This is a genomic window from Sphingomonas sp. G5 (assembly GCF_052660795.1).
The window spans coordinates 547182-569936 of the sequence record NZ_CP109660.1 but is presented as its reverse complement, the minus strand read 5'-3'; the positions used below and the strand labels follow the sequence as shown (position 1 = coordinate 569936).

25 protein-coding genes are annotated in these 22755 nt (G+C 69.0%); 11 read left to right on the top strand and 14 right to left on the bottom strand.

Translation table 11 applies throughout. The annotated features are described in order from the left end of the window. The first annotated feature begins 96 nt into the window (after positions 1-96). From NE358_RS02740 to NE358_RS02730, 3 genes are all read left to right on the top strand, one after another. Positions 97-321 carry a hypothetical protein gene (locus NE358_RS02740; protein WP_289941252.1) on the top strand — a complete coding sequence of 75 codons (225 nt, stop codon included), beginning with the start codon at positions 97-99 and terminating at the stop codon, positions 319-321. Between the two features lie 278 nt (positions 322-599). After that, positions 600-2606: an ABC1 kinase family protein gene (locus tag NE358_RS02735; protein ID WP_289941250.1), complete on the top strand. Its 2007-nt coding sequence runs from the start codon at positions 600-602 to the stop codon at positions 2604-2606. A 60-nt stretch (positions 2607-2666) separates the two neighbouring features. Then, positions 2667-3101 (top strand): VanZ family protein, encoded by a 435-nt coding sequence (locus NE358_RS02730; RefSeq protein WP_141375070.1) that lies wholly within the window; start codon positions 2667-2669, stop codon positions 3099-3101. 234 nt (positions 3102-3335) lie between these two features. Here the strand turns inward: NE358_RS02730 and NE358_RS02725 are convergent, their stop codons facing one another. Together NE358_RS02725 and NE358_RS02720 are read right to left on the bottom strand one after the other, a co-directional pair. Continuing rightward, on the bottom strand, positions 3336-3689 hold the full coding sequence (locus tag NE358_RS02725) for a hypothetical protein (protein WP_141375068.1): 354 nt from the start codon (positions 3687-3689) through the stop codon (positions 3336-3338). Between the two features lie 91 nt (positions 3690-3780). Beyond that, on the bottom strand, positions 3781-4056 hold the full coding sequence (locus tag NE358_RS02720; RefSeq protein WP_103206740.1) for a helix-turn-helix domain-containing protein: 276 nt from the start codon (positions 4054-4056) through the stop codon (positions 3781-3783). Positions 4057-4680: 624 nt separating this feature from the next. Here NE358_RS02720 and NE358_RS02715 point away from each other — a divergent pair. Further along, the gene (locus NE358_RS02715; protein ID WP_289941243.1) at positions 4681-7152 is read left to right on the top strand and encodes a LuxR C-terminal-related transcriptional regulator; all 2472 of its coding nucleotides are present in this window, start codon (positions 4681-4683) and stop codon (positions 7150-7152) included. On the opposite strand, the gene NE358_RS02710 is transcribed toward NE358_RS02715, so the two are convergent. Beyond that, positions 7127-7342 carry a hypothetical protein gene (locus NE358_RS02710; RefSeq protein WP_103206742.1) on the bottom strand — a complete coding sequence of 72 codons (216 nt, stop codon included), beginning with the start codon at positions 7340-7342 and terminating at the stop codon, positions 7127-7129. The two genes, NE358_RS02715 and NE358_RS02710, sit on opposite strands and share 26 nt — an antisense overlap. Before the next feature lie 10 nt (positions 7343-7352). After that, the gene (locus tag NE358_RS02705) at positions 7353-8033 is read right to left on the bottom strand and encodes a DUF998 domain-containing protein (RefSeq protein WP_289941240.1); all 681 of its coding nucleotides are present in this window, start codon (positions 8031-8033) and stop codon (positions 7353-7355) included. A gap of 412 nt (positions 8034-8445) precedes the next feature. Between NE358_RS02705 and NE358_RS02700 the strand changes: the two genes are divergently transcribed. Next, the gene (locus NE358_RS02700; protein ID WP_116238664.1) at positions 8446-8673 is read left to right on the top strand and encodes a hypothetical protein; all 228 of its coding nucleotides are present in this window, start codon (positions 8446-8448) and stop codon (positions 8671-8673) included. A 69-nt stretch (positions 8674-8742) separates the two neighbouring features. On the opposite strand, the gene NE358_RS02695 is transcribed toward NE358_RS02700, so the two are convergent. Continuing rightward, on the bottom strand, positions 8743-9048 hold the full coding sequence (locus tag NE358_RS02695; protein ID WP_103206745.1) for a hypothetical protein: 306 nt from the start codon (positions 9046-9048) through the stop codon (positions 8743-8745). Next, positions 9045-9422 carry a DUF7882 family protein gene (locus NE358_RS02690; RefSeq protein WP_289941236.1) on the bottom strand — a complete coding sequence of 126 codons (378 nt, stop codon included), beginning with the start codon at positions 9420-9422 and terminating at the stop codon, positions 9045-9047. The genes NE358_RS02695 and NE358_RS02690 overlap by 4 nt, the downstream gene beginning before the upstream one ends. An 80-nt stretch (positions 9423-9502) precedes the next feature. On the opposite strand from NE358_RS02690, the gene NE358_RS02685 reads away from it, so the two are divergent. Both NE358_RS02685 and NE358_RS02680 read left to right on the top strand, forming a co-directional pair. After that, entirely contained in the window at positions 9503-10093 is a 591-nt protein-coding gene (locus NE358_RS02685; protein ID WP_289941233.1) for a MarR family winged helix-turn-helix transcriptional regulator, read from the top strand. 79 nt (positions 10094-10172) lie between these two features. Then, the gene (locus NE358_RS02680) at positions 10173-12029 is read left to right on the top strand and encodes a DUF2207 family protein (protein ID WP_289941231.1); all 1857 of its coding nucleotides are present in this window, start codon (positions 10173-10175) and stop codon (positions 12027-12029) included. A 9-nt stretch (positions 12030-12038) separates the two neighbouring features. Here the strand turns inward: NE358_RS02680 and NE358_RS02675 are convergent, their stop codons facing one another. After that, a complete protein-coding gene (locus tag NE358_RS02675; protein WP_181904567.1) occupies positions 12039-12743 on the bottom strand; it encodes an esterase/lipase family protein in 705 nt (234 codons plus the stop codon). Positions 12744-12854: 111 nt separating this feature from the next. Between NE358_RS02675 and NE358_RS02670 the strand changes: the two genes are divergently transcribed. Beyond that, positions 12855-13097 carry a hypothetical protein gene (locus NE358_RS02670; RefSeq protein WP_103206749.1) on the top strand — a complete coding sequence of 81 codons (243 nt, stop codon included), beginning with the start codon at positions 12855-12857 and terminating at the stop codon, positions 13095-13097. Positions 13098-13309: 212 nt separating this feature from the next. Here the strand turns inward: NE358_RS02670 and NE358_RS02665 are convergent, their stop codons facing one another. Further along, complete coding sequence (locus NE358_RS02665; protein ID WP_103206750.1) at positions 13310-13501, bottom strand: hypothetical protein; 192 nt, start codon at positions 13499-13501, stop codon at positions 13310-13312. An 89-nt stretch (positions 13502-13590) separates the two neighbouring features. Beyond that, positions 13591-16200 carry an MMPL family transporter gene (locus tag NE358_RS02660; RefSeq protein ID WP_289941230.1) on the bottom strand — a complete coding sequence of 870 codons (2610 nt, stop codon included), beginning with the start codon at positions 16198-16200 and terminating at the stop codon, positions 13591-13593. 120 nt (positions 16201-16320) lie between these two features. Here NE358_RS02660 and NE358_RS02655 point away from each other — a divergent pair, with 120 nt between their 5' ends. The 3 genes from NE358_RS02655 (at position 16321) to NE358_RS02645 (ending at position 19232) form a co-directional block, all read left to right on the top strand. Next, complete coding sequence (locus tag NE358_RS02655; RefSeq protein ID WP_116238669.1) at positions 16321-16890, top strand: TetR/AcrR family transcriptional regulator; 570 nt, start codon at positions 16321-16323, stop codon at positions 16888-16890. A 238-nt stretch (positions 16891-17128) separates the two neighbouring features. Beyond that, positions 17129-18151: a TerC family protein gene (locus NE358_RS02650; RefSeq protein ID WP_141375050.1), complete on the top strand. Its 1023-nt coding sequence runs from the start codon at positions 17129-17131 to the stop codon at positions 18149-18151. 115 nt (positions 18152-18266) lie between these two features. After that, positions 18267-19232 carry an LLM class F420-dependent oxidoreductase gene (locus NE358_RS02645; RefSeq protein ID WP_289941229.1) on the top strand — a complete coding sequence of 322 codons (966 nt, stop codon included), beginning with the start codon at positions 18267-18269 and terminating at the stop codon, positions 19230-19232. 33 nt (positions 19233-19265) lie between these two features. Here the strand turns inward: NE358_RS02645 and NE358_RS02640 are convergent, their stop codons facing one another. The 5 genes from NE358_RS02640 to NE358_RS02620 all read right to left on the bottom strand — a co-directional run bounded on the left by NE358_RS02640 (position 19266) and on the right by NE358_RS02620 (position 22737). Next, entirely contained in the window at positions 19266-20171 is a 906-nt protein-coding gene (locus NE358_RS02640; protein WP_289941228.1) for a helix-turn-helix domain-containing protein, read from the bottom strand. A gap of 514 nt (positions 20172-20685) precedes the next feature. After that, complete coding sequence (locus NE358_RS02635; protein ID WP_103206756.1) at positions 20686-21177, bottom strand: FBP domain-containing protein; 492 nt, start codon at positions 21175-21177, stop codon at positions 20686-20688. A gap of 261 nt (positions 21178-21438) precedes the next feature. Then, entirely contained in the window at positions 21439-21816 is a 378-nt protein-coding gene (locus tag NE358_RS02630) for a PPOX class F420-dependent oxidoreductase (RefSeq protein ID WP_103206757.1), read from the bottom strand. After that, complete coding sequence (locus NE358_RS02625) at positions 21810-22352, bottom strand: 2'-5' RNA ligase family protein (protein WP_141375046.1); 543 nt, start codon at positions 22350-22352, stop codon at positions 21810-21812. Before NE358_RS02625 ends, NE358_RS02630 begins: the two co-directional genes overlap by 7 nt. Before the next feature lie 7 nt (positions 22353-22359). Next, positions 22360-22737, bottom strand: a complete 378-nt coding sequence (locus NE358_RS02620) for a DoxX family protein (RefSeq protein ID WP_103206759.1) — start codon at positions 22735-22737, stop codon at positions 22360-22362. Positions 22738-22755 lie beyond the last annotated feature (18 nt).

Sequence of the window (22755 nt, the reverse complement as noted above, 5' to 3'; positions counted from 1 at the left end):
CGAACGCCCCTCACCGCGCGTCTGAGTAGTGAAGGACCTCACGCCGCGTCCCCTTGGCTGCGGATCTTCGAGGTCCTCGTCGACAAGGAGGATGCCATGCGCAACAAGATCATCGTGATCGGCGCCGTCGCTCTGCTCGCCTACGCGCTCGGCACTCGCACCCCGCGCGTCCAGGTCAAGAATCGCGAGTCGGTAGGTCACCAGGTCGTGCGCCTGTGGAACGACCCGCGCGCTCGCAAACGCCGCCGCAAGGCCGCGAACAAGGCTGCCGCCGCCGCGAAGAAACGCGCGAAAAAGACGCTGCACGACCTGCGGGCGTAGCTCCGGAGGACCGGCGTACGAAACTGTCTGGGCGAGCTTCTCACTGTGCACACGTCTCACCACCACGCATGCGCATGTGAAAATACCTCATGATCACGCCAGCTCTTCGCGAACACCCGGACCTCTTCGACGAGGATCTCCTCGCAGGGTTCTCCTCGCCCTGCACGGCCTGCGGTGGCGTGGTGGAACCTCGACCGGGGCGGACAGCGGCGTGGTGGCACTGTCCGCGGTGCACCCTCGCCCGGATCTCGTGAGCCGCACCCGGCTACGCTGACCACGTGGTGGCCAGCATCCTGATCTCGATCTCCGCCGTCGTGTCGGCGGTGCTTGTCGGGTTCGTCGCGCGTCGCGTCCTCGGAACCGCGGTCGGCTGGCCGCGGAGCATCGTCGTGGGGCTCCTGGTCTTCCTTCTGGGGGTGCCGTCGGCCGGGTGGACCCTGCGACAGACGGGTTTCCCCGACGTCTCCACGGCCATTCCCCCCGAAGACGCCTGGATCTGGGCGGGGTTGATCACCCTCTCGCTCGCATGGGTGTTCGCCCTCGGCGTCGCCGCGCTCGTCGCGAGCGAGGCGATTTTCCCGACCCGCCCGCTGCCCAATCCCATCGATGTGGTCCGTGCGGCACTGCGGCAACGCAAACGGACCCGACGGTACCTGGAGATCCTGGCCATCGCCTCGCGTCATGGCGTCGGCTGGCTCTTCCACGGCGGACGCGCCCGCGTCGAAGAACAGCTCAGCACCTCCGAGGAACGCGCCCGGGCCGTCGTCGCGACCCTGAACGACGCCGGGGTCAGCTTCGTCAAGCTGGGCCAAGTGCTCTCCACCCGACGAGACCTCGTACCTGAGCCGTACCTGAGCGCCCTCGCCTCTCTGCAGACCAACGCGACGACCCTCCCCTGGGATACTGTGCGCTCGGTCATCGAGGGCGATCTGGGGCGCCCCATCGACACCGTGTTCGCCGAGGTCGATCCCCATCCCCTCGCCGCCGCCTCGGTCGCGCAGGTGCACCGGGCTCGACTGCTCGACGGTACGGCCGTCGTCATCAAGGTGCAGCGGCCCGCCGCCCGCGCGCAGGTAGAGGCGGATGCCGACATCATCGGACGTCTCGCACATCGAGCCGAGGCGCGCACGCGCGTCGGTCGCGACCTCCGGATCGAATCGGTCGCCCGCGGGTTCACGGCCACCCTTCTCGAGGAGCTCGACTATCGCATCGAGGCGCGGAACACCCACATGATCGCGTCGACACTGGAACTGATCGATCGCGCCGAGCCCGCCCGACGCGGCCTCGTCACCGTTCCCGACGTCTTCCCCGACGCCTCCGGCCAGCGGGTGCTCACGATGGGGCTTGTCGACGGAACGGCTCTGAGCGATTCCGCGACCCGCATCGCCGTACTGGAGCCGGGCCAGCGCGATCGCCTGGCGAACACGCTCATGGCAACGGTCCTCGAGCAGATCCTGGTCTTCGGGGTCTTCCACGCCGACCTTCACCCGGGCAACGTCCTGCTCAAGAAGGACGGCACTCTCGGCCTCATCGATTTCGGCGCAGTCGGAATCATCGAGAGGAGTCGACGCCAGCACATGACGGCCTTCCTCCTCGCCGCTCTCAGCGAGAACGACGTCGCCGCCACGGATGCGCTCCTGCTCATCGTCGACGCACCCGAAGACGTCGATCTCGAGGCTTTCCGACACGACATCGGCGTCGTCCTGACCACGGAGCATCTGCGCACGAGCGGTCACGGCTCGATCTTCACGCGGATGGTCGATGTGATCCGCCAGCACCACATCGCCCTACCGGGGGAGCTCGCTTCCGCCTTCCGCAGTTTCGCCACTCTCGAAGGCTGCCTCCGGGTCATCGTCGACGACTTCGACATGGTCGGGCGAGCGCTTCCCCTCATGCCCAGCCTGCTGCGACGGACCGTGTCGGTGACACGCATGGCCACCGACGCTCAAGCCCAAGCGGTCATCGCCCTCGCTCGCCTCGAGCAGATACCGCGCCGTCTCGACGCCCTGCTCACCGGCGTGGAGAAGGGCTCCATCGGAATCACTCTCCGAAGTGCCGACGGGGAGGACGTCAGCGGGATTCTCAGCCGGGCCACGGGAGAGATCGCCTCCACCCTCGTCTCGATCGCCGCGGTGGTCATCGCCGTCGTCTTGGTGATCGCGGGGGGCGGCCCCGTCCTCGGCGGGTCCATCACGTTGTTCGCCGTCCTCGGCGCGGTGGTCGGACTCTTCGGCTTCCTCGGCCTCCTCCGCATCGTGCGACGAACCTTCGGTCGTCGCGGCTGAAGCCGGACCGCCCGCAAAGATCGTTCTCCGGCACACGGCAACGCGTGTCTACAGTGGTCCGTGCCCGATCCCCGCTCACCGTCCCGCCGTCGGCGCGTCGCGACAGCGGTGGCGGCTGCCTACCTCGCCGCCCTGGGCATCATCGTGCTCTGGCCCGATCATCTCGACCGCAATGCGGGTGCGGCCTACGCGGTGTTGTACGACCTCCTCCCCGCGGTGACCCCCCGGACGATGGATTTCGGCCTCAACATCGTTCTTTTCATCCCGTTCGGCATCGTTCTGGGGGCGCTCCTGCACGGACATCCGTGGCGGGTTGTCGGCATCGCCTGGCTCGTTCCGCTACTCGTCGAGATCGTCCAGGGACTCTTCCTCCCCGGGCGCACGAGCAGCGCTGCCGATGTCGTCGCCAACGCCGTGGGTGGTCTCGTCGGTGCTTTCGCGATGACCGCGACCCGACGCATCCTCCTCCACCGGCGAACCCGAAGGCGTCGCTGAACGCGCTCCTGGCGTCGTCACCGCCATGCGGATGATCGACACCGCGACGACGATGACCTCGTCGGTTCCGATGTCGGTCTCGGCGAGGTCTGCCCTATGACAGCGGAAACCGCTCCCGCTGGACTCCCCGTGGGGACGCCTCGTCCTGCCCCGCCGCACGGCGCCGACTGCAGCCCGAGATTCGGGGACACGTTCGCAGGCCCCGGTGGGACGCGAACCGGGGCACAGAGGGCGTCAGTCGATCTCGCGCTCGGGCGCGAGCAGAGCGATGACCTCGGCATCGTTCTGGATGCCGGCCACGAGCGCGCGGGCCGCGTGGATCGGGAGGGAAACGGATGCGCCGATCCCGGTCTCGACGACGACCCAGGTCTCGAGGTCGCTGATTCGCCGCAGCAGGCCGATCTCGACATCGGTGGAGATGCCGCGGCCGTGGTCCGCGGCGTCGCGCACACGCGCGAGAAGTCCGATACCGGCGCTGCGGTGATCTTCGTCATCGTGGTGAACGGTCGACCCGTGCTCGGTGACGCACCAGCGGAAGACACACCTCCGGGCGTCCGTCGTCCGTTCGTGGCGAGTCCCTGACGTCATGCGTGTCACCTCTCTCTCGGGGTCGCAGCTAGCGGCGACCCGAACACCGGTGGGCACGAACGCATTACATCGCGAACCTCCGACACCGCCGTCATCGACCGGGAGGCAGGCCCTTCGGCGGGGTGGGGATCAGATCGCGAAGCGGGATCTCGAGCACCTCGGCGAGCGCGACGAGAGTCCGTAGACGCGGGTTCGCGGCGGTCCCGGGGTTGGACTCGCCCTTCTCGAGCTTCCGGTAGGTGAAGGTCGCGAGGCCCGCCGCGTGAGCGATCTGCTCCTGGGACATCCGCTTCTCGGCGCGGGCGCGGAGCATGCGAACGCCCAACTCGCGAGCGAACTCTGTCCAGGGGTCGGGCGCGTCGTTCATGAGACCAGCTTGATCGGACGTCAACGCTCACATGAACATGCAAACATGCCTACCGCTCGATGGTGATGCGGACGACGGCAGCGATTCGGAGGGGTGAACCGAGCGGACCGTCGAGTGAGATGCCGGACGATCACTTCGTTTTCGCGCCATCGAGGTCTCGGACGGTCGGCGAGAACGACGCCCGACGACAGGGACCGCGCCCGCGATTTTTCGCCCGGTTGCCCCCGCCCCCACGCCCCACCCGGAACGGAGCACCCGTTTGACGTCCGGGAGTCCCGCGCCTCGTTCACCTGAGCGGTGCGTACGAACGTCCTCCCCGAAGGGGCGGACGACAGACTCGTCGCCCCTTCCGCCTCGCGCGCCGAATCACCCCAGCCCCGGCAGCGGTTCACCCCTGACGCTGCTCCGTATCGCACACCGTGCGGCGGACGGACAAGAGACGAGCCACCCCCAGAGGGTGATGCGGAGAGGGTGAGACGGGGGTGAGACGGGGGATGAAAGAGGCCGTCTTCGCCTCGCGGCGCCTCCTCTCACCCGCAAGATCATCTCGATGGGGCGTCACGGCGCCACGTCGACCGTCGCCCCGCCCGAAGGGGCGGCGGTCCTGTCCCAATGGAGGTCTAGATGTTGATCGATGTGGATGCCGTTCCCGCCGGCGTTCGAGCCGCTCGTCGCGCGAGCCGCTTCTGGGCGCCGCGCCCCGAGGCACTGGATCGCCTCGAAGCGGCGTTAGGTGGTGATGTCGTTCTGCTCCGAGGGCCGACCGGCGTCGGCAAGACCTCGCTTCTACGTCAGTTCGCCGCCATGCTCGAGTCGGATCCCGAGCGCGGCGTTCTGTTCATCGACGGCGCTCTCACCTCACCGGACACCCTCCCCCGCATCGCCGAGGCCTTTGCGGACGGCCCCGCCTCGCACGTACTGCTGATCGACAATCACGTCGAGGGACGCGGACTCACGAGCGACCACCTCCTTCGTCTTCTGCGCGACGACGACGGCCTTCGCATCGTGGTCGCCACCCGCCAGCCGACCGGCCTCGAGAGCCCACTCATCGCCTTGGAATTCGATGTACAGGTACTCCCCGCGTGCGACCTGCTCATGACTCGTGAGGAGGTGGCATCCGTTCTGGCCCTGAACGGGGTCGAATCGACCGAGATCGCCGTCGACGAGCTCTCCGAGCTCACTCACGGGTGGCCCGCTCTCGTCCAGCTGGCGAGCGCCCGACTCCGCCTGGAGGGTCTCCCCCTGCGAACGCGCGACGATGCCGTCGCCGCGGCGTCGTATGCGGGCTCCGCGCTCACGCACGACATGGAGGAGCGTCTGTCCAGGCCCGTGACCGACGACGTTCGCCTCCTCGCCGTCGCCCCGTACGTCACCGAGTCCATCGCGGATGCTCTCGGCGTCGACTCGACGACAGGTGCGACGCGCGACCTCCTCGACCAGCTCCAGAGCGAGGGTTTCGTCTGGCCCAGCGCAACCCGTGTCGTCCTCGCCGAGCCCGTTCGCGAGCGTTGGCTCGCCGAGATCACCGCTCGGCAGCCTGCCCTCGTGTCTGCGGCCCGGTTGCGGCTGCTCGACCGTCTCGTGTCGGGAGGTGAGCCCTTCCTCGCGGCTCAGCTCGCAGCGGACGCGCGGCAGTGGACGACCCTGGCCCGGGTCCTCAGCACGTCGGGGCCGGAGATCTGGGCCCGTCACACCGACGGCTTCTCGTGCTTGGTCGGTCAGCTCCGGTCGAGCGCCGTGGACGCACCGGTGGTCGTCGAGGCGCTGCTCGCCCTCGATCCCGACACCGCGGAGTCGCCGCAGACACCGGCGCTCGTCATCTCCGCCCTCAACCGGCTTCCCGAGGTCAAGAGCGTCACCGCCGGGAACATCCACGCCCTCATCGTGCGCGTGAGCCTTCTCCGCGCCGCGGGGCGGTTCGCCCTCGCCTCCGACGCGTCGGCAACCCTGGCCGACGCCCTGCGTCGCGCAAAAGACCTCGAACCCGGCACGACGGCCGAGGGGTGGTACCAGGTCGCGATGACGTTCCTCGCGATGGGCCGGCTTCGGGACGCGAGCGCGTCCATGTCGCTGTCCGAGCGGACCGCGCCGCCCGCCCGCCAGCTCCGCGCGCGCGGGGCGCTGGCCGTCATCGCCCTGCTCGAGGGCGACGTCCGGACGGCGCGTTCCATCGTGGTCGCGAACTGCTCCGACAGCTGGGTGACGTCCCCCTGGGGAGAAGGCCTCCGACTGGCATCCGCGTGGGCGCTGCTCGAAGCGGGGGAGGCGAGGGAAGCTCGCGCCCTCCTCGACGCTGTGCCCGCGACCGCGGGGGCTCGGGAATTGTGGCCTTTCGCGGCCTCAACCCACGTCCTGTCTCTCCTGCTCTCGGGCGCCGCATCCGATGCGCTGGGGGTTCTGCGCACCTGGATGACACGGAGCCGCAGCACACCACCGTCGCACTATCAGTCGACCCAGCTCCTGATGACGCGGGCCAAGGTGCTGATCGCGTTACGGCAGCCTCGAGAGGCTCTCGCCCTGCTCGAGGGGGCGTCCGCACTGTCCCCCGTCGCCGCTCCCGCTCTCGCCCTCTCCCAGCTGTACGCGGGGCGAGCACACGACGCTTTCGTCCTGAGCGTCAAGTGGGGGCTTCACCACGAGCCCTCCCCTCGCGCTGCGCTCGAGAGCCTGGTCGTGAGCGTCGTGGCGGATGCGCGGCTGAACGGCGTGGCCTCGCACCGCCCCGCGGCTCAGCGCGCCGAGGCGCTGAGCCTCCGGCACGATCTGTGGAGCCCGTGGAGCGCCGTGGCGCCGGAAGATCGCGCGCTGGTCACGAGGATCCTCTCTCCTTCGTCGCGCGAGCAGGTCGAGACGAGGGCGTCGTTCTTCGTGGCGTCGGTGAGCGTGCCGCACCTCACCAAGCGGGAACGGGTGGTGCTGAGTCAACTCACTCCGACATCGACGATCGCCGACATCGCGCGAGCTCTCGTCGTTTCACCGAACACCGTCAAGACACAACTGCAGAGTCTCTATCGCAAGCTCGAGGTGTCAGATCGGTCGAGTGCGATCCGCGCAGCCCACGCCTGGGGGCTCATCGAGAGCGACCCGGACGCGTGATCGAACGATCGCGCCGGCGACGGCGCGATCGCCCGATCATCAGACGCGCGACACCGAGCAGGACGACGACGATCACAACGCCGGGAAGCGTCAGCGGTACGCCCGCTCCCCGGAGGACCGCGAGGATGACCGCGAGAGCGGCGACGGGCGCCAGCCACCCGAGGATACGAAGCAGTCGCGGGAAGGTCACGGCAGTAACGCTAATGCGCGTTCCGGCGGATTCGCCGCTCGTCCGCGGCGACCTGCAAGCCGAACACCCCGAACCACGCGATAGCGAGGGTGGCCGCAGTGAACTCGAGATTCCCGCCGACCGCGGTGTCCCCACGGAGCAGGGCGATCATCGCGCCGCTGAACGATGTGACACCGACGGCGACGAGCGTGACGACCGAAGCCGCGCGCATCCACGGGCGCCGCCGAACGACGGCAACCTGTCCCATCGCGACGATCGCCAAGACGAACCCGAGGACGGCGAAGGAGATGTGGATGAGATCCTGCGGAAGAGCTCCCTCGGTGAAGGGGATGGGGCATCCGGGTGAGCATGTGACGACGGATGCCACGGCGAAGCACAAGCCGCACACGAGAAGTGTCGTGGCGACGGACCACCCGACGACACATTCCCCACCCCGGGACACGAGCGACCGATCGACGAGGACGGCGGCGATCGCGAGCAGAAGCAGAGCCGTATTGAAGACGGGCGCGGTCGGCATCGCCGTCGCGCCGAGCTGACTCACATACTGCACCCCCGGCTCCCACAGGCGGCAGATCCAGATGAGCGTCGCGCTGAGGAACGCCGCGAGGCCGCCGATCGTCGCCGTGTGGACGGCGAGTGCGCGACGTGTCCGGGCTGGCCGCGTGATGGGCCGCTCGACGGTCTCGATCATCGGCTCCTCCTGCTGCGGGCTCGGCCACCCTATCGTCTCGCCCGCGCCTGCTCGACATCCGAGGTGATCTGTGTGCCGACAGAGGGTGATATTCGGGGGCTCAGGTCGACGCCGACCGTCGGGAAGGCGGAGGCTGTTCCTCGCGGGGAGAGAACCGCGTCGACTGCGAGCCGGGGGGCCGCACCGTCGGTCGCTGGTTCTCTGCCCGCACCTCTTCCTCTCACGCTGGCGCATCGGACGGGGTAGCGGGGCCTGCGGAGAGCACACGGAGGCACCCGTCGTCGCAGCCGTCACGCTCATCGGCCGCGACGGGTCTCAGATGGTGGGGGGACACGGGCGCTCGCAACCGGTACGACCGCCGCGGACGCGACTCGCCTAGGCTGTCGACAGGTCTGCGTCGGGGAGGGGTGCGATGAGTTCGCGGTCACCACGCCCGATCGGTCTGGCGCTGTGCGTCATCGCGATGATCCTGCTGGCCGCCCCCACCCTCTTCTTCCCGGCTGATTCGCCGAACGAACCCAAGCTGGTCTTCGCAGCCGTCGGCGCGTTCGTCTTCGCACTCGCCGTCCTGCGAATCCGGCGAGAACCCTCAGCTCAGGCTCCCCCCGATCACGGAGACGAGGACGTCAGCGAGCGCTGAGAGCGGCGATCTCTTCCGGGCTGAGGATAGAGATCGGTTCGGTGGGGACGTCCCACGTCGGAAGCGTTTTCATGTCCGCTTTCTTAAGATGTGGGCGGCGTGAGCCGCGAGCTGGGAGAGAGCCGAAGACGGACTCCGGCGAGGAAGAGGAGTGCGTACGGGCCGCACGGATTCGCCGAGCGCGGCGCGCGCCGCCCCGATCTGAGCGAAGGTGCCGACGTGTCGCGCGTCGCGGTCGAAGACGAAGAAGGCCCCGGTCGAGCGGCGGTCGATGTACCCGGCGAAGTCTCCGTCACGCGTGGCGACCGAGAGATCGTCGTCGAGGCGCGACCACACGATCGCGCCGAGGTCGGGGCGGGGAGCAGACCGGATCACGCCGCGCGGACGAAGGAGCGCGTCGACGTGGCCTTCGCCGTCGCGGTCCGCGGCGGGACGGTCTTCGCAGCGGTCTCGTCGAGCGCGATATCGAGGCTGAGACCGCGCGAGGAGTTGGCGTCGTTGGCCAGGCGCTTCAGCAGGTTCTGGTCGAGCGACTCGGGCTGCTCCGAATCGAAGACGAACCGAAGAGGGATCGAGGGCTGCAACCAGATGGTCGAACGACCGGTCGGCTCGTCCTCGCCGTGCACCCACGACATCGTGAAGCTCTCGCCTCGGCGGAGTTTGGTTGCCACAACGACCTTGACGTGCGCCAGCATGCGGTCGTCGATGCGGATCGGCTCGGTCGTCGTGCCGTAGTAGAGCTTCGCCATGATGTACCCCTCTGATCGTTGTTCGTAGATCAACTTACTAGGTAGACTAGCGAATAGGCAAGCGAGATATTAGGAGAACGATGCCGATCGAGAACACGGCACCTCCGTCGTATTGGTACAGCGAGAACGCCGACGACGAACGCGGAGCGCGGGTCATGGAGGCGATGCGCGCATACCGTTCGGCCGAAATGGCCATGCGCCGACGCACGCAGAGTTCCATGGCGATGGGCGAGAACGAGCTGCTCGTCCTGCGGTTCCTCACGAGGGCCAGCGGAACCGGTCGCGACATCACCCCGGTCGACCTCGCGCGCCACCTCGGAGTTTCCACGGCATCCATGACCGCTCTCCTCGACCGACTCGAGCGATCCGGCCATCTCGAGCGCCGTCGCCATCCCTCGGACCGGAGGAAGGTTCTCGTGTCCACCACCCCGCATGCGGACGAAGAGATGCGGGGCACGCTCGCGTCGATGCACGCGCGCATGATGCAGGCCACTCGCGGGATGACCGAGAGCGAAACGGTCGCGGTCACCGCCTTCCTCCAGCGCATGCGCTGTGCCGTCGCCGATGTGTGCGACGCAGCGGGACGCTCGTGCTGCGCGCTGGTCGGCACGCGGGCGGATGCCGCCGGTGCCCGTCGACCCGAGACGGCCTCTCCGCCGAACGCTGCCTGAGGGCCGCTCCGGCCTCCGGCGGGACGGAATCCGTCGCAGGGGGGAGTCGCCCCGAGCCCCGGGCGCATACCGTCGGATGATGCACGACCTCGCCTCCTCCTCCCTGCGCATCCGGCGCGCGTGGGCCGCGGCGCTCATCGTTGCGATCACGCTGCTCATCGTGATCGGCGCGCCGCACGCCGCCTCCGCGGACACGAGCGAGTTCACCTTCGACTCCTTCGATGCGGAGATGACGCTGTCTCGCGCGGATGACGGCCACGCCGAGCTCGCGGTGACCGAAACACTGGTGGCGCGGTTCCCCGAGAAGGACCAGAACCGAGGGATCGTCCGCGCGATCCCCGACGATTACGACGGCGTCCCCCTGCAGACGCGGATCATCTCGGTGACCGACGCCTCCGGCACCACCGTTCCGTACGAGGTCGAGCAGGACAGGCGCAAAGTGCGCGTCCTGACCGGAGACGACTCCTACGTCCGCGGCGTCCAGACCTATGTCATCTCCTACATCCAGCGAGACACGATCCGCTCCTTCGCGGACACGGATGCCGACGAGTTCTACCGCGACGTGAACGGGACGCAGTGGGATCAGCCGTTCGGCGCGGTATCGGTGCGATTGACGGTAGATCCGGCGCTCGCCCTCGCTCTGAAGGATGGCGCTGCATCGTGCTACGTCGGCCGACAGGGCTCGGACCAGCGGTGCGACATCACCGAGACCGGGCAGCCCGACGGATCCGCCGTCTTCTCGGCCGGCGAGCGCTCGCTCTCGACGAGGGAGAACGTCACGATCGCCGTCGGCTTCGTCCGTGGCACCTTCGTTCCCGGCGAGGTCGTGCGGACCCCTCTCGAGCAGTTCTCCGTCGACGCCGCCCCCCTCCTCGCCGGCGCGTCGATCGCCGCAGTCGGGCTCGGCGTCGTCGGCGTCGGAGCCGCGTTCGCCGCCCGGCGGCGCGGTCGCGACGCTCCGGGACGCGGGGTCATCGTCCCCGAGTACGGGCCGCCTGAGGGCCTCGACGTCGTCCAGGGCGCCGAACTGGTGCAGCGCCGGGGTGCCGGCATCCCCGCCGCTCTTCTCGACGCGGCCGTCGCCGGGCACCTCCGTATCGTCGAGAGCCCCGGAGACCGCGGGGCTCTCGAACTCGAGTTCTCCCGGGCAGCCGGGGCACCCGCGCTCCACGCCGCGATCATCCGCGCCGTCTTCGGCGACGCCCCGCATCCCGGGCAGCGCGTCAGACTCGGCCCCGATAGACAGGACGTCGCGAAGGCACTGCAGAAGCTTCCGGCCTCGGCCTCGGCCGAACTGCGCACGCGCGGGTGGACCGAGAAGCAGAAGCCGGGGAGATCGATCCTCGCCGCAACGGTGGCCGTCTTCGCCTTCGTCGTCTCAGTGGTGGCGCTGATCCTCGCCGCGGCCGGCACGGCACCGGTCTGGTGGCAGATCGTCGCGATCCCCGCGACGGTGGTGCTCGGAATCCTGGCTTTCGTCGTTCTGCGGTATCGGGATCGGATCACGGATGCCGGCGCCCCGGCGCGCGATCATCTCCGAGGCTTGCGCGACTACCTGCAGCTCGCCGAGGCTGACCGCATGCGGGTGCTGCAGAGCCCGCGGGGCGCCGAGCGAACCCCCGTGGACCCGGGCGATCCGAGGCAGGTGCTGCATCTGTACGAGCGACTCCTTCCCTGGGCCGTCGTCTGGGGCGTGGAGAAGGAGTGGGCCGAGGCTCTCGACACCCGCGTCCGCGAGACGGGAGCAGATCTGCCCTGGTACGCGGGCGGGGACGGCTTCTCCGCGGTGGCGTTCGCGACCACCCTCGGCTCGCTGCACAGCGCGAGCACGCCGGTCGCCGTCACGACCAGCGGGGCGGGAAGTTTCTCGGGAGGCTCGTTCGGCGGCGGGTTCTCCGGTGGGGGGATGGGCGGCGGGGGCGGCGGGGGCCGCTGAACCCGACGGTCACTCCGCGACGCGGATCACCTCGGCGACGACTCGCGGGTCGTCCAACACGCGGAAGTGCCCCCCGCTGGCGAGGACGACGTTCCGGGCACCGGCGAGCTCGCTGCCCTCGGGAATGTGCGGATCGAACACGCCGAACACCGAGACGATGCGCGTGTTCGCCGCAGCCGACGCGGCGAGCGCCCTGATGGTCGCGTCTGCCGAGGCGAAGGCGCGCAGCGAAGGCGTCGGCATGAGTCGGCTGTAGCGAGACCCTCCGAACGGGGTGGCGACCGCGACCATCGCGCGGACGCGCTCGCCGGCCGGGCTGAACGCCATCACGTGCTTTCCGATGAGGCCGCCCTTGCTGTGGGCGAGGATCACCACGTCGTCCAGGCCTCGCGAGATCAGCAGGGCGGCGACCCGCTCGGCGGATTCGGCGATCGGTCGGCGGTTGCCGCCGAGCTCCGTCACGACGTGCACGGGGTGACCGCGCGCGTGCAGGGCTCGCGCGAGCGGCTCGAGAAAACGCCAGGTCTCGTAGATCCCCGGGAGCAGGACGATCGGCGTGCCCTCGCCGTCGGCGAGGACATCGGGCGCGTCCCGTCCTCGCGCAGACCGCACCTGGGCGCGAGCGGCGTAGAGATAGTCGCGTGCCCACCACGCGGCGTCGCGCAGACCGGTACGGATCCTCTGCCGCACGGTGTTCACGGCATCCTTCGACATCGCTCCATCGTGCCGTGCCGACGGAAGCGAGGAAGGCGGGTTGCCGCGCACATCGACCCGTGCGATGCAACCCCGGGATCGACGGATCGGAGCCGACCGTACCGTGTCGCCATGGACATCTCAGACATCCGCTGGAACGAGCCCGCCCGCCAGAAGATCCTCGACGACGCCGACGCGGTGCTGCGCGAGGCCGTCGTCGCGATCGCCCGTGACAGCGACGGGATCTCGTCGGACGAGGCATTCGCGCAGATCAACGCACGAATCAAAGACCGCTTCATCGACTACGAGCCCGGACCGGACATCCGCACCTACGCGGACGCGATCGCGGCGGGCGAGATCCCCACGGACTCGTGATGCACGCAGGCGGAAGGCGGTCCCGCGAGAATGCGCGGGGCCGCCTTCGCATCGGCTGAGAGCACGCGTCAGCTCACCGGGAGCGGCGTACTCTTTCGGTACCCGGCCCCGGCATCGCCGGTGCGGACGACGCCGCTCTCGGCGTCCCCGACGGCTCCCGCCCGTCGAGCCCGTCCCCCACATGGGGCTCCGGGCGGGAGTCGTCGTGTCGTTCAGCGGTCCTCGCCGTACCCACGAATGCTGCGGATGTCGTCCTCGAGTTCGTGCTGCGCGGGGTCGTCGTCCTCGTGGACCGCGGCGTCGGCGGCGCGCTGCTGCTGCGCGCCCTCCTTCTTCTCTGCCGCACCGGCATCGGTGGCGCCGTCCATGACGGGGGCGTCCTGGGTCTCTTCGCGTTCAGTCATCGTCGTCCTCCTCGGAAAGGGTGGTACCCGCATGATGCGGCCTCGACGGCGACGTCGGCCGGGGCTTGCGCTCCCCCGGCCGTGGGTGATCACGCGCCGTGGTGTCCCGGGTGGCGACGCTCGAGGGCCGCCCCTTCGACGTCGACGTTCGGCACGATGCGGTCGAGCCAGCGCGGCAGCCACCACGCGGCGCCGCCGAGAACGTGCATGATCGCCGGCATCAGCAGCATGCGCACGATGAACGCGTCGAAGAGCACGCCGAGACCGAGTCCCAGACCGAACGACTTGATGATGACGGCTTCCGAGGTGATGAAGCCCGAGAACACCGAGATCATGATGATCGCCGCCGCGATCACCACCGTCCGACCCGCGCGGAAACCCTGCGCCACGGCCAGCCGCGGCGCCGCGCCGTGCGCCCACGCCTCGCGCATGCCGGTCGTCAGGAAGAGCTGGTAGTCCATCGCGAGACCGAACAGGATGCCGACGAGGATCACCGGCAGGAAGCTCAGGATCGGTCCCGGGTTGTGCACACCGAACAGCCCTCCCAGCCATCCCCACTGGAAGACCGCGGTGACCGCTCCATAGGTCGCGAACAGAGACAGCACGAAGCCGAGGGTGGCGATCAGGGGCACGAGCAGGGAGCGGAAGACCATGATCATGATCAGGAAAGACAGGCCGACGACGACCACGAGGTAGATCGGCAGAACGTCGGCCAGCCCCTCGGAGATGTCGATGTTGATGGCCGCCGCTCCCGCGACGCCGAGCTCGATGTCGCCGTCGACCGGGGGCAGCGACCGCAGGTCGCGCACCAGCCGGTCGGTCGACACCGCGTTCGGGCCCTCGGCGGGGATGACCTGGAAGGCGGCGAGCGTGCGGTCCTCGGACACCGCGACGGGAGCCACGGCGACCACGTCGTCCTGGGAGAACAGTTCGCGCGCCACGTCGAGCTGAAGTCCCTGCACGTCAGCCTCGGCGGTACCCGTGGGCAACGCCGCCGTCACGAGGAGCGGAGCGTTCGATCCGGCTCCGAAGGCTTCTTCGCTCCAGGTGAAGGCCTTGTAGCCGGTGGAATCCTCCGCCTCGCTGCCACCGTCGGGCAGTCCCAGGCGCATCGACAGGGCGGGGATCGCGATCACCAGCAGCACCACGGTCGCCACGAGCATCGTCACGACGGCGCGCACGGTCGACATGGGGCGCACGGCTCGGCCGGTGGTCGCGACCGGGCCGGTCTCGGCGCGAGCGGCGCGACGCGGATGCTCCTGGGCCTCGACGAGCTCCGTGCGGGCCGCACGGCGCGGGTGCTCGGCGGCGTCCGACGCGGCGGCCGCCCGAGCGCGCGCCTTGCGACTGAGGATGCGCATACCGGCGAGCCCGAGCAGGGCGGGAGTCAGCGACACGGCGATGAGCACCGCCACGAGGACGCTCACCGCGCCCGCGGTTCCCATCAGACAGAGGAACGGGATGCCGGTGATGTTCAGCGCCAGCAACGCGACGATGACCGTGGACCCGGCGAAGACGACGGCGTTGCCCGCCGTTCCGTTCGCGAGGCCGATCGATTCGCGCACATCCGCCCCCGACAGAAGCTGCTTGCGGTGGCGGTAGAGGATGAAGAGCGAGTAGTCGATGCCGACGGCGAGGCCCAGCATCACGCCGAGGAACGGGGTGACGGATGCCATCTGGATCACACCCGAGAACGACAGCGTCGCCATGGCGCCGATGGCGACACCGATGATGGCGGTGGCGATCGGGAACGAGGCCGCGAGCAGCGACCCCAGCACGACGACGAGGACGATGCCGGCGATGGCGACGCCCACGACTTCGCCGACCCCGAAGATCTCGGGTACGCCCTGCGAGATCTCGGTGTTGAACGCCACGCCGACACCGGGGACCGGGTCGGCGGTGAAGTGCTCGACGACCGCTTCCTTCGACGCCTCGGTGAGTTCGAGTCGGGGCTTGTCGAACGAGACGTTGACGATCGCCGTCGATCCGTCCTCCGACACCAGTCGGATGGCATCCGCGAAGCCGAGCAGCTCCGAGCCGTCATCGAGCTGCGCCTGCTGCGCGTCGATCTGGGCGAGTCCCTCGGTCAGCTGCGTCTGCTGCTGTTCGAGAGCCGAGCGTTGCTCGTTGATCTGCTGCTGCTGCGCGTCGAGGGCGGAGAGCTGGGCCTGCTTCTGAGCTGAGGGCAGTGGTGCCGCTTCGATCCGCGCCTTGCCCTGGTCGAGCTGCTGCTGTCCGGCCTCGAGCTGAGCCTTCCCCGCGTTCAGCTGCTGCTGACCCGACTCCGCTTGAGCGCGGGCCTCGTCGAGCTTCTGCCGACCGTCGACGACCTGCTGGCGCTGATCCTCGAGCTGCTGCTGGGCGGTGAACGGATCGGTGACGCGGGCCACGTCGGGCAGGTCGCCCGCCGAGGCCACCAGGGCCGAGATCTCGGTCTTCTGCTCGTCGGTGAGAGCCGAGCCGTCGTCGGTGCGGAACACCACCGCTCCGGATGCTCCGGCGAAATCGGGGAGCTTCCCCTGCAGTTCGGAGATCACGTCCCCGGATGCCGTTCCCGGAATGTCGAAGCTCGAGCTGAGTCCCTTGAAGCCGATGAGGAAGCCGCCCACGACGATGCCGAGGATGACGGCCCACGCGACGATCACCGTCCACGCGCGGCGGGCCGCAAACGTTCCGAGGCGGTGCAGCAGTTCGGCCATGCGGGGTGTTCCTCTCGTGCGGTGCGCGCGAGGGAGCACCGTCGGCTCCGACCAGTCAGCCCAAAGATAACACGCACCGTCTCGTCTCGTTATTGGCCCGGATCGTCCAGAATGTGAGTCATGACCCTTCCGCGCAGTGGACCCGTCCGCAGCGAAGCGGCACGCCTGGCGATCCTCGACGCGGCCGTGACGCTCTTCGCCGAGCGCGGTTACGACCACCTCACCATCGAGGGGATCGCCCGGCGCGCGGGCGTCGGCAAACAGACCATCTATCGCTGGTGGACGAGCAAGGGCGACGTCATCGCCGAGGCGATCCTCGAGGGGCGCCTGCTCGGAGGGCAGCGAGAGCTGCCCGACACGGGCGACCCCCGGACCGACCTCGCTGTGTGGTTGACCGACCTTTTCACCCTGCGGGCGAGTCCCGACGGAGAAGGGCTCCTGCGTTCTCTCGTCGCGGCCGCGGCGGGCAGCGCCGAGACCGGTCGGCGACTCCGGGCCGAGATCCTCGCGGCTCCCCTCGTCGAAAGCCTGTCGCGGGCCATGGGCGGAGTGACGGGCCCGCGGCTCCATGCCGCGGCCGACGCGCTCCTCGGGGCGGTGATCCTGCGGGCGCTGAGTCGCGAGGAGTTCGACGGCGACGACATGCTCACCCTCGTCGACGCGATCGTGGGCGGCGCTCCCCCGCGCTGAGAGGCCGCCCGGGTCACGGCATCCGGTTGCTTTCGACTAGCACGGGGCCGGAGGCGATGTCCAGGCCGAGCGCGCGCGGTCCCATGCCGTAGAATCGCACCCAGCAAGGGGAGTACTCCCGCCGCGACGTTCTCGTCAATACGGATCACGCCATCGTGAGCCCGGGACGTCGGCCCATCTCGTCGGGTGGAGGAGACCTTGGTGTCTCGTCGTACACCTACTTCCCTTGGAGGTCGCCATGGGCGTCACCCCTCTGATCTGGATCATCACGATCGCGATCACCGTCGCGTTCTTCGTGTTCGAATTCTTCGCGCACGTCCGTAAGCCCCACGAGCCCTCGATCGCCGAGTCCGCGCGCTGGTCGGCTTTCTACATCGGCCTGGCGTTGCTGTTCGGCGTCGGGATCGGCGTCTTCTCCGGCTGGACCTACGGCGGTGAATACTTCGCCGGGTATCTGACCGAGAAGGCCCTGTCGATCGACAACCTCTTCGTGTTCCTGATCATCATGACCGGGTTCGCCGTGCCCAAGATCTACCAGCAGAAGGTGCTGATGATCGGCATCGTCATCGCCTTGATCATGCGCGGCGCGTTCATCGCCGTGGGCGCGGCCCTCATCGAGAACTTCTCGTGGATCTTCTACATCTTCGGCGCTCTCCTGCTCTTCCTCGCCTACCGTCAGGCGTTCTCGCACGGCGAGAGCGACCCCGCAAACGGCAGGTTCATGACGTTCGTGCGCCGCATCCTCCCCGTCACCGAGGAGTACAACGACGACAAGCTCACCGTGCGCAAGAACGGAAAGCGCTTCGTCACCCCGATGCTGCTGGTCATCATCGCGATCGGCTTCATCGACCTCGTCTTCGCCGTCGACTCGATCCCCGCCATCTACGGCCTGACGAACGAGGCCTACATCGTCTTCACCGCCAACGCCTTCGCACTCATGGGCCTGCGTCAGCTGTACTTCCTCATCGGCGGCCTGCTGGAGCGCCTGGTCTATCTCGCGCAGGGCCTGGCCGTGATCCTGGCGTTCATCGGCGTGAAGCTCGTCTTCCACGCCCTCCACGTCAACGAGCTGCCCTTCATCAACGGTGGTGAGCCGCTGCTGTGGGTGCCCGAGATCCCCATCTGGTTCTCGCTGCTGTTCATCGGGGCGACGGTCGCGGTCGCGACGTTCCTCAGCCTCCGCAAGACCCGCAACGACGATAGGAAGAAGGAGCGGGAGACGTTCGACGGAGAGAAGGTCATCCACGCTCCCGAGGACTGACCTCTCCACGAAGGGCCCACGACCTCCGTCGTGGGCCCTTCGTGGTCCCTGCCGCATCCCCGCGGCGAGCGCAACCCCGGCGGACGAGCGCGATCGCCGCCTTACCGTGGCCGACATGACGCGATTCGGCTACACCCTCATGACCGAGCAGAGCGGCCCCAAAGCCCTCGTCGACTACGCCGTCGGCGCTGAGCGCGCCGGCTACGACTTCCTCGTCTCGAGCGACCACTACTCCCCGTGGCTGACCAGTCAGGGGCACGCTCCCTACGCCTGGACCGTGCTCGGGGCGGTTGCGCAGGCCACCACCGAGGTCGAATTGATGACCTACGTCACGTGCCCCACGGTCCGATACCACCCCGCCGTCGTCGCGCAGAAGGCGGCGACTCTGCAGCTCCTGTCCGACGGCCGTTTCACCCTCGGGCTCGGGTCGGGCGAGAACCTGAACGAGCACGTGGTGGGCGAGGGCTGGCCGGCCGTCCATGCACGCCAGGACATGCTCGTCGAAGCGATCGAGATCATCCGCGCTCTGCACACGGGAGATCTCGTCACGTACGACGGAGAATACTTCCGCGTCGACTCGGCACGCGTGTGGGATGCCCCCGAGGTTGGCGTCCCGATCGGGGTCGCCGTCTCCGGCGAGCACTCGATCGAGCGCTTCGCCCCTCTCGGCGACCACCTGATCACCACCGAGCCCGACGGCGGCCTGGTCCAGGGCTGGAACGAGCACCATGAGGGCGAGTCGCGCAAGATCGGTCAGATCCCCATCAGCTGGGACCCTGACAAGGATGCCGCGATCGCGCGCGCCCACGACCAGTTCCGCTGGTTCGCGGGCGGCTGGGCCGTGAACGCGGACCTGCCCACGCCGGCAGGATTCGCCGGCGCATCGCAGTTCGTCCGTCCGGAGGACGTCGCGGAGTCCATCGCGTGCGGCCCCGACCTCGACGAACTCGCCGAGAGCGTGCGCCCGTTCATCGACGCCGGCTTCACCGACATCGCCATCGTCCAGGTGGGCGACGCGCAGCAGCAGCGGTTCGTCGACGAGATCGCCGCTCCCCTGCTCGAGAAGCTCCGCGCTCTCTGAGGTGTCGGGGTGCGCTTTCCGCGCACCCCGACCTCACCGCCGACCCATGTACCCCTTCTCGGCGATCCATCGCTCGAGCTTCCAGACCGGCAGTCGGAAAATCCGCGCGACGGTGAGGGACGAGTACCCTGCCTCCGCGACGGCGGCAATCGCGAACTCCCGGAGAGAACTGAACTCCCGTCCCTCGAGAATTCCTTCGCGCAGATCGGAGAAGGTGCGCGGCTCCCGCGACCGCGTCGGAGCGTCGGAGGTGACGAGCGCGAGACGCGCGGCACCGTCCCGATGTCGCACCGACGCAGATTCGTGACGTCCCGCGACCGCGGACGGTGACGCCGTCCGGTGGCCGGTGGCCGGTGCATTCGAGCCGGTGACGGCCACGGTTGCCGCTTCGACACTCCACGGTGCCGCCGGAAGCGGACCCTCCCAGGTCTTCTCCGTCGACCGGTTCGGCGCCGACGCCGACGCGATCGGCTCCGGAAGACCCGTCGGCTCCGAAGGCTCCGGATCCGCCTTCGGCGTCGCCCAGGGGGCGGCGGGGAGTTCACCTCCCCACACCACCTCGCTGGGAACCACGTATCGGCTCGGTGTGGAGGCTGCGGCGGTGTCCGACATCCACGGCGCGGGCGGGAGCTCTCCGCCCCACGTCTCTTCCCTCGGTGCGACGTGACGGCCCGACGCGTCGCGGTTTCCCCCGCCGTGCGTGGTCTCGCCGAAGAGCTCCGCGAGTTCGATTCCGAAGGTCTCCGCGAGTGCGACGAGCGTCGCGAGCGATGCCGTCGTCCGCCCCGATTCGATCGCGCGGACGCGGGACTCCGATATCCCCGCTTCGAACGACAGGGCGACAACGGTGAGGTCACGCTCCCGCCGCAGCTCACGCACACGGTCCGCGAGCGTGTTCAGCACGGCATCCAGTCGGTCGTCGATCGTCATATGAGTCATGAATCCGCCTGGGCACGAGCTGCCGAGCCGTGACCCCCGTCACCGACGGAGAGCGCGCCCCGGGCGCCCGTCCCCCCGACGGCGGACCGCAGGCGGCCCGAAAGACGTACTCTTGCCGCACCGAGCGATTCTGCCGACACCGTTCTCCCCCTCCGACGCAGATACGTCGACTCGTGTCCGGGGGAGACACTGAACATTATCGCGTCCGACGCCCGCCTCGCGGCGAGACGTGCCGCTACGCGGCATGCTTCGTCATCGCCGTCGGCGAGAACGCGGCATCTTCGCCGGACGCACGGCCGACACCGAGATGAACGACGATCACGTCATCGACATCGACGACACCGACGCGGCTCCCGCGGAGCCTCGTCGACAGGCGCACGGAGGCCGGGACCCGCCTTCGCGGTATGGCACGGCCGTACGTTCGCAATGCCACCGCCGGGTCCTTGCCGCGCCCGCGCTCCGTGCGCGAACCCACCCCGCGGACCGGCGGCTCATCGACGCCGGCCCGTGTCGATCACGCGCCGTCGCGTATGTCCCGGAAGAAGGTGTCGACGTGGGTGCGGAGCGCCTCCACGCGGCGGTCGCGAGCCGCGGCCGCGTCATGGCCGAGATACGCGGGCGGATCCAGACGACGCGCGTTGCGGGAGCACTCGAACCGCGCGCACACCAGGGTGCCGACGGTGTTCCCCGCCCGTCCCGCTTTGCCCGCGCGGCGTGCGGAGAAGAAGACGACGTCATTGGGCAGGGTCACATCGGAGCACCACGAGCACTGCGGTCGCGTGCGCGTGGGCTGCTCGGTCTGCCGGAGCTGCAGGCCGACGGGACTCCCGTCGATCTCGGCGACGACGAAGCCGAGAAGCGGGGTCTTGGCGTCGCGCCAACCGAAGTAATCGAGACGATCCCACGTGGTGGCGTCGAGGTCGGCGGGAATCACGATCGAGCTGCGTTCGCGAAGCGAGACGTTGACGAAACTGGAGCGGAGGGCGGATGGAGAGAGAGCGTGCATGGGGAAGTCCCGTCGATGAGCCGCATCGTTCGAGCCGGTGCGGCGACCAACGCGCGATGAGATCGCGCGGCGATACGCCCGTCACGAAAAGGAGGGGCGCGGTGGGCGATCCCGCACGAGGCGGAGCGCCCGCGCCGGTCACCCGGCGAGGAAGACGGCGTGCACGGCGCCTGTGCCGTCGGCGCTCCACGCGCCGACGACCCCCTCACGCCCGGAGGGCATCGACGAGGTGACGGGGGACATCCCCTCAGGATACGCCGGTCACCCGCGGAAGGAAGCCGAACCCAGAATCTTCTCGACGGTCATCTCCAGAACGACGCGGTCCGGGTTCGGACGCGGCTGGCGATAGCGCGCCGCGTACAGCTCGACCGCGTGCGCCACGGCCTCCGGATCATCGCTCACTCGCGCCGGGCCTTCGAAGCTGATCCACTGCGCGCCGTCGACCGAGCAGATCGAGGCGCGGCCGCTGCGCTCGGCGTTGACGAACTTCTGCGTTCCGCGCGAGCCGATCACACGGACGACGCCGTCCTCGTAGGTGAACCCGACAGGTACCGCGTGCACGCGACCCGAACGTCCCACGGTCGACAGGGTGGCCAGGTGGTACTCGCGGAGGAAGGAGAGGGCGTCGTCGGTCAGCACTGTTCCAGCGTGCCACGTCCGACGAGGTCGGTCACCGTCTTGGTCGCGGCATCCCAACGACGAATCGCGACGGCTCGCGCCTCGAGGTCTCCCCCGCCGTGGTGTCCGAGAGCGTCCAGCGCCTCACCGATGCGGTCCAGCGGGACCCGGCGAGCCAGAGTGACGTGCGGTGTCCACGCGCCGGGCACCGTGCGGTCGACGTCGGCGCCCGGCCCGGCGAGCTCGTGAAGGCGCGCATGCAGAGCGAGTACCGCTGCCGTGGGAACGACCGAGCGCGCGATGACCCGATGCCGCCCCGCGCCGAAGAGAAGCGGCGCGCCGAGCGTGAGCGAGAGGGGGAGGAAACCGCACAGGTCTGCGACATCGAACGGGGCCAGCGAGGAGCGGACGAGCAGCGTCGCGTGAGGGCGGTTGCTCTCACCCCGGTGACGGGCCTGACTCGGCAGGTCAGCGGCGAGCAGGGCGTCCCACTCCGCACGCACCGCGGCATCCGTCTCGTCGTCGAAGACGAGGTCCAGGCTGACGGCGTCCGTCATCGACGGGTCAACGTGTCGACCACCACGCGGCCGCCACCAGCAGCGGTTGGAAGAAGAGTCGGCCGAGGCGCTTCTGGTCGGTGTCCAATCCGAAGGCCGAGCGCCCCTTTCGCCACTGGTCGATGTTGCCGGGGAAGATGGCGACGAAGAACGCAGCGAGAGCCGCGCCGATGCGACGACGCTCCTTGGGCAGAACGAGGAGCGAAAGCCCGAAGGCGGCCTCGACGACCCCGGATGCCACGACCACGGCGTCGCGATCGAGGGGACCTTTCTCCACCAGGACATCGGGGACCTGTGCCTGAAAGTCGCGCCGCGCGAAGGTCAGGTGGGAGATACCGGCGAACAACATCGCCAGGGCGAGAGCCCCGCGCACGACACTTTTCATGGTTTCACCCTATGACGC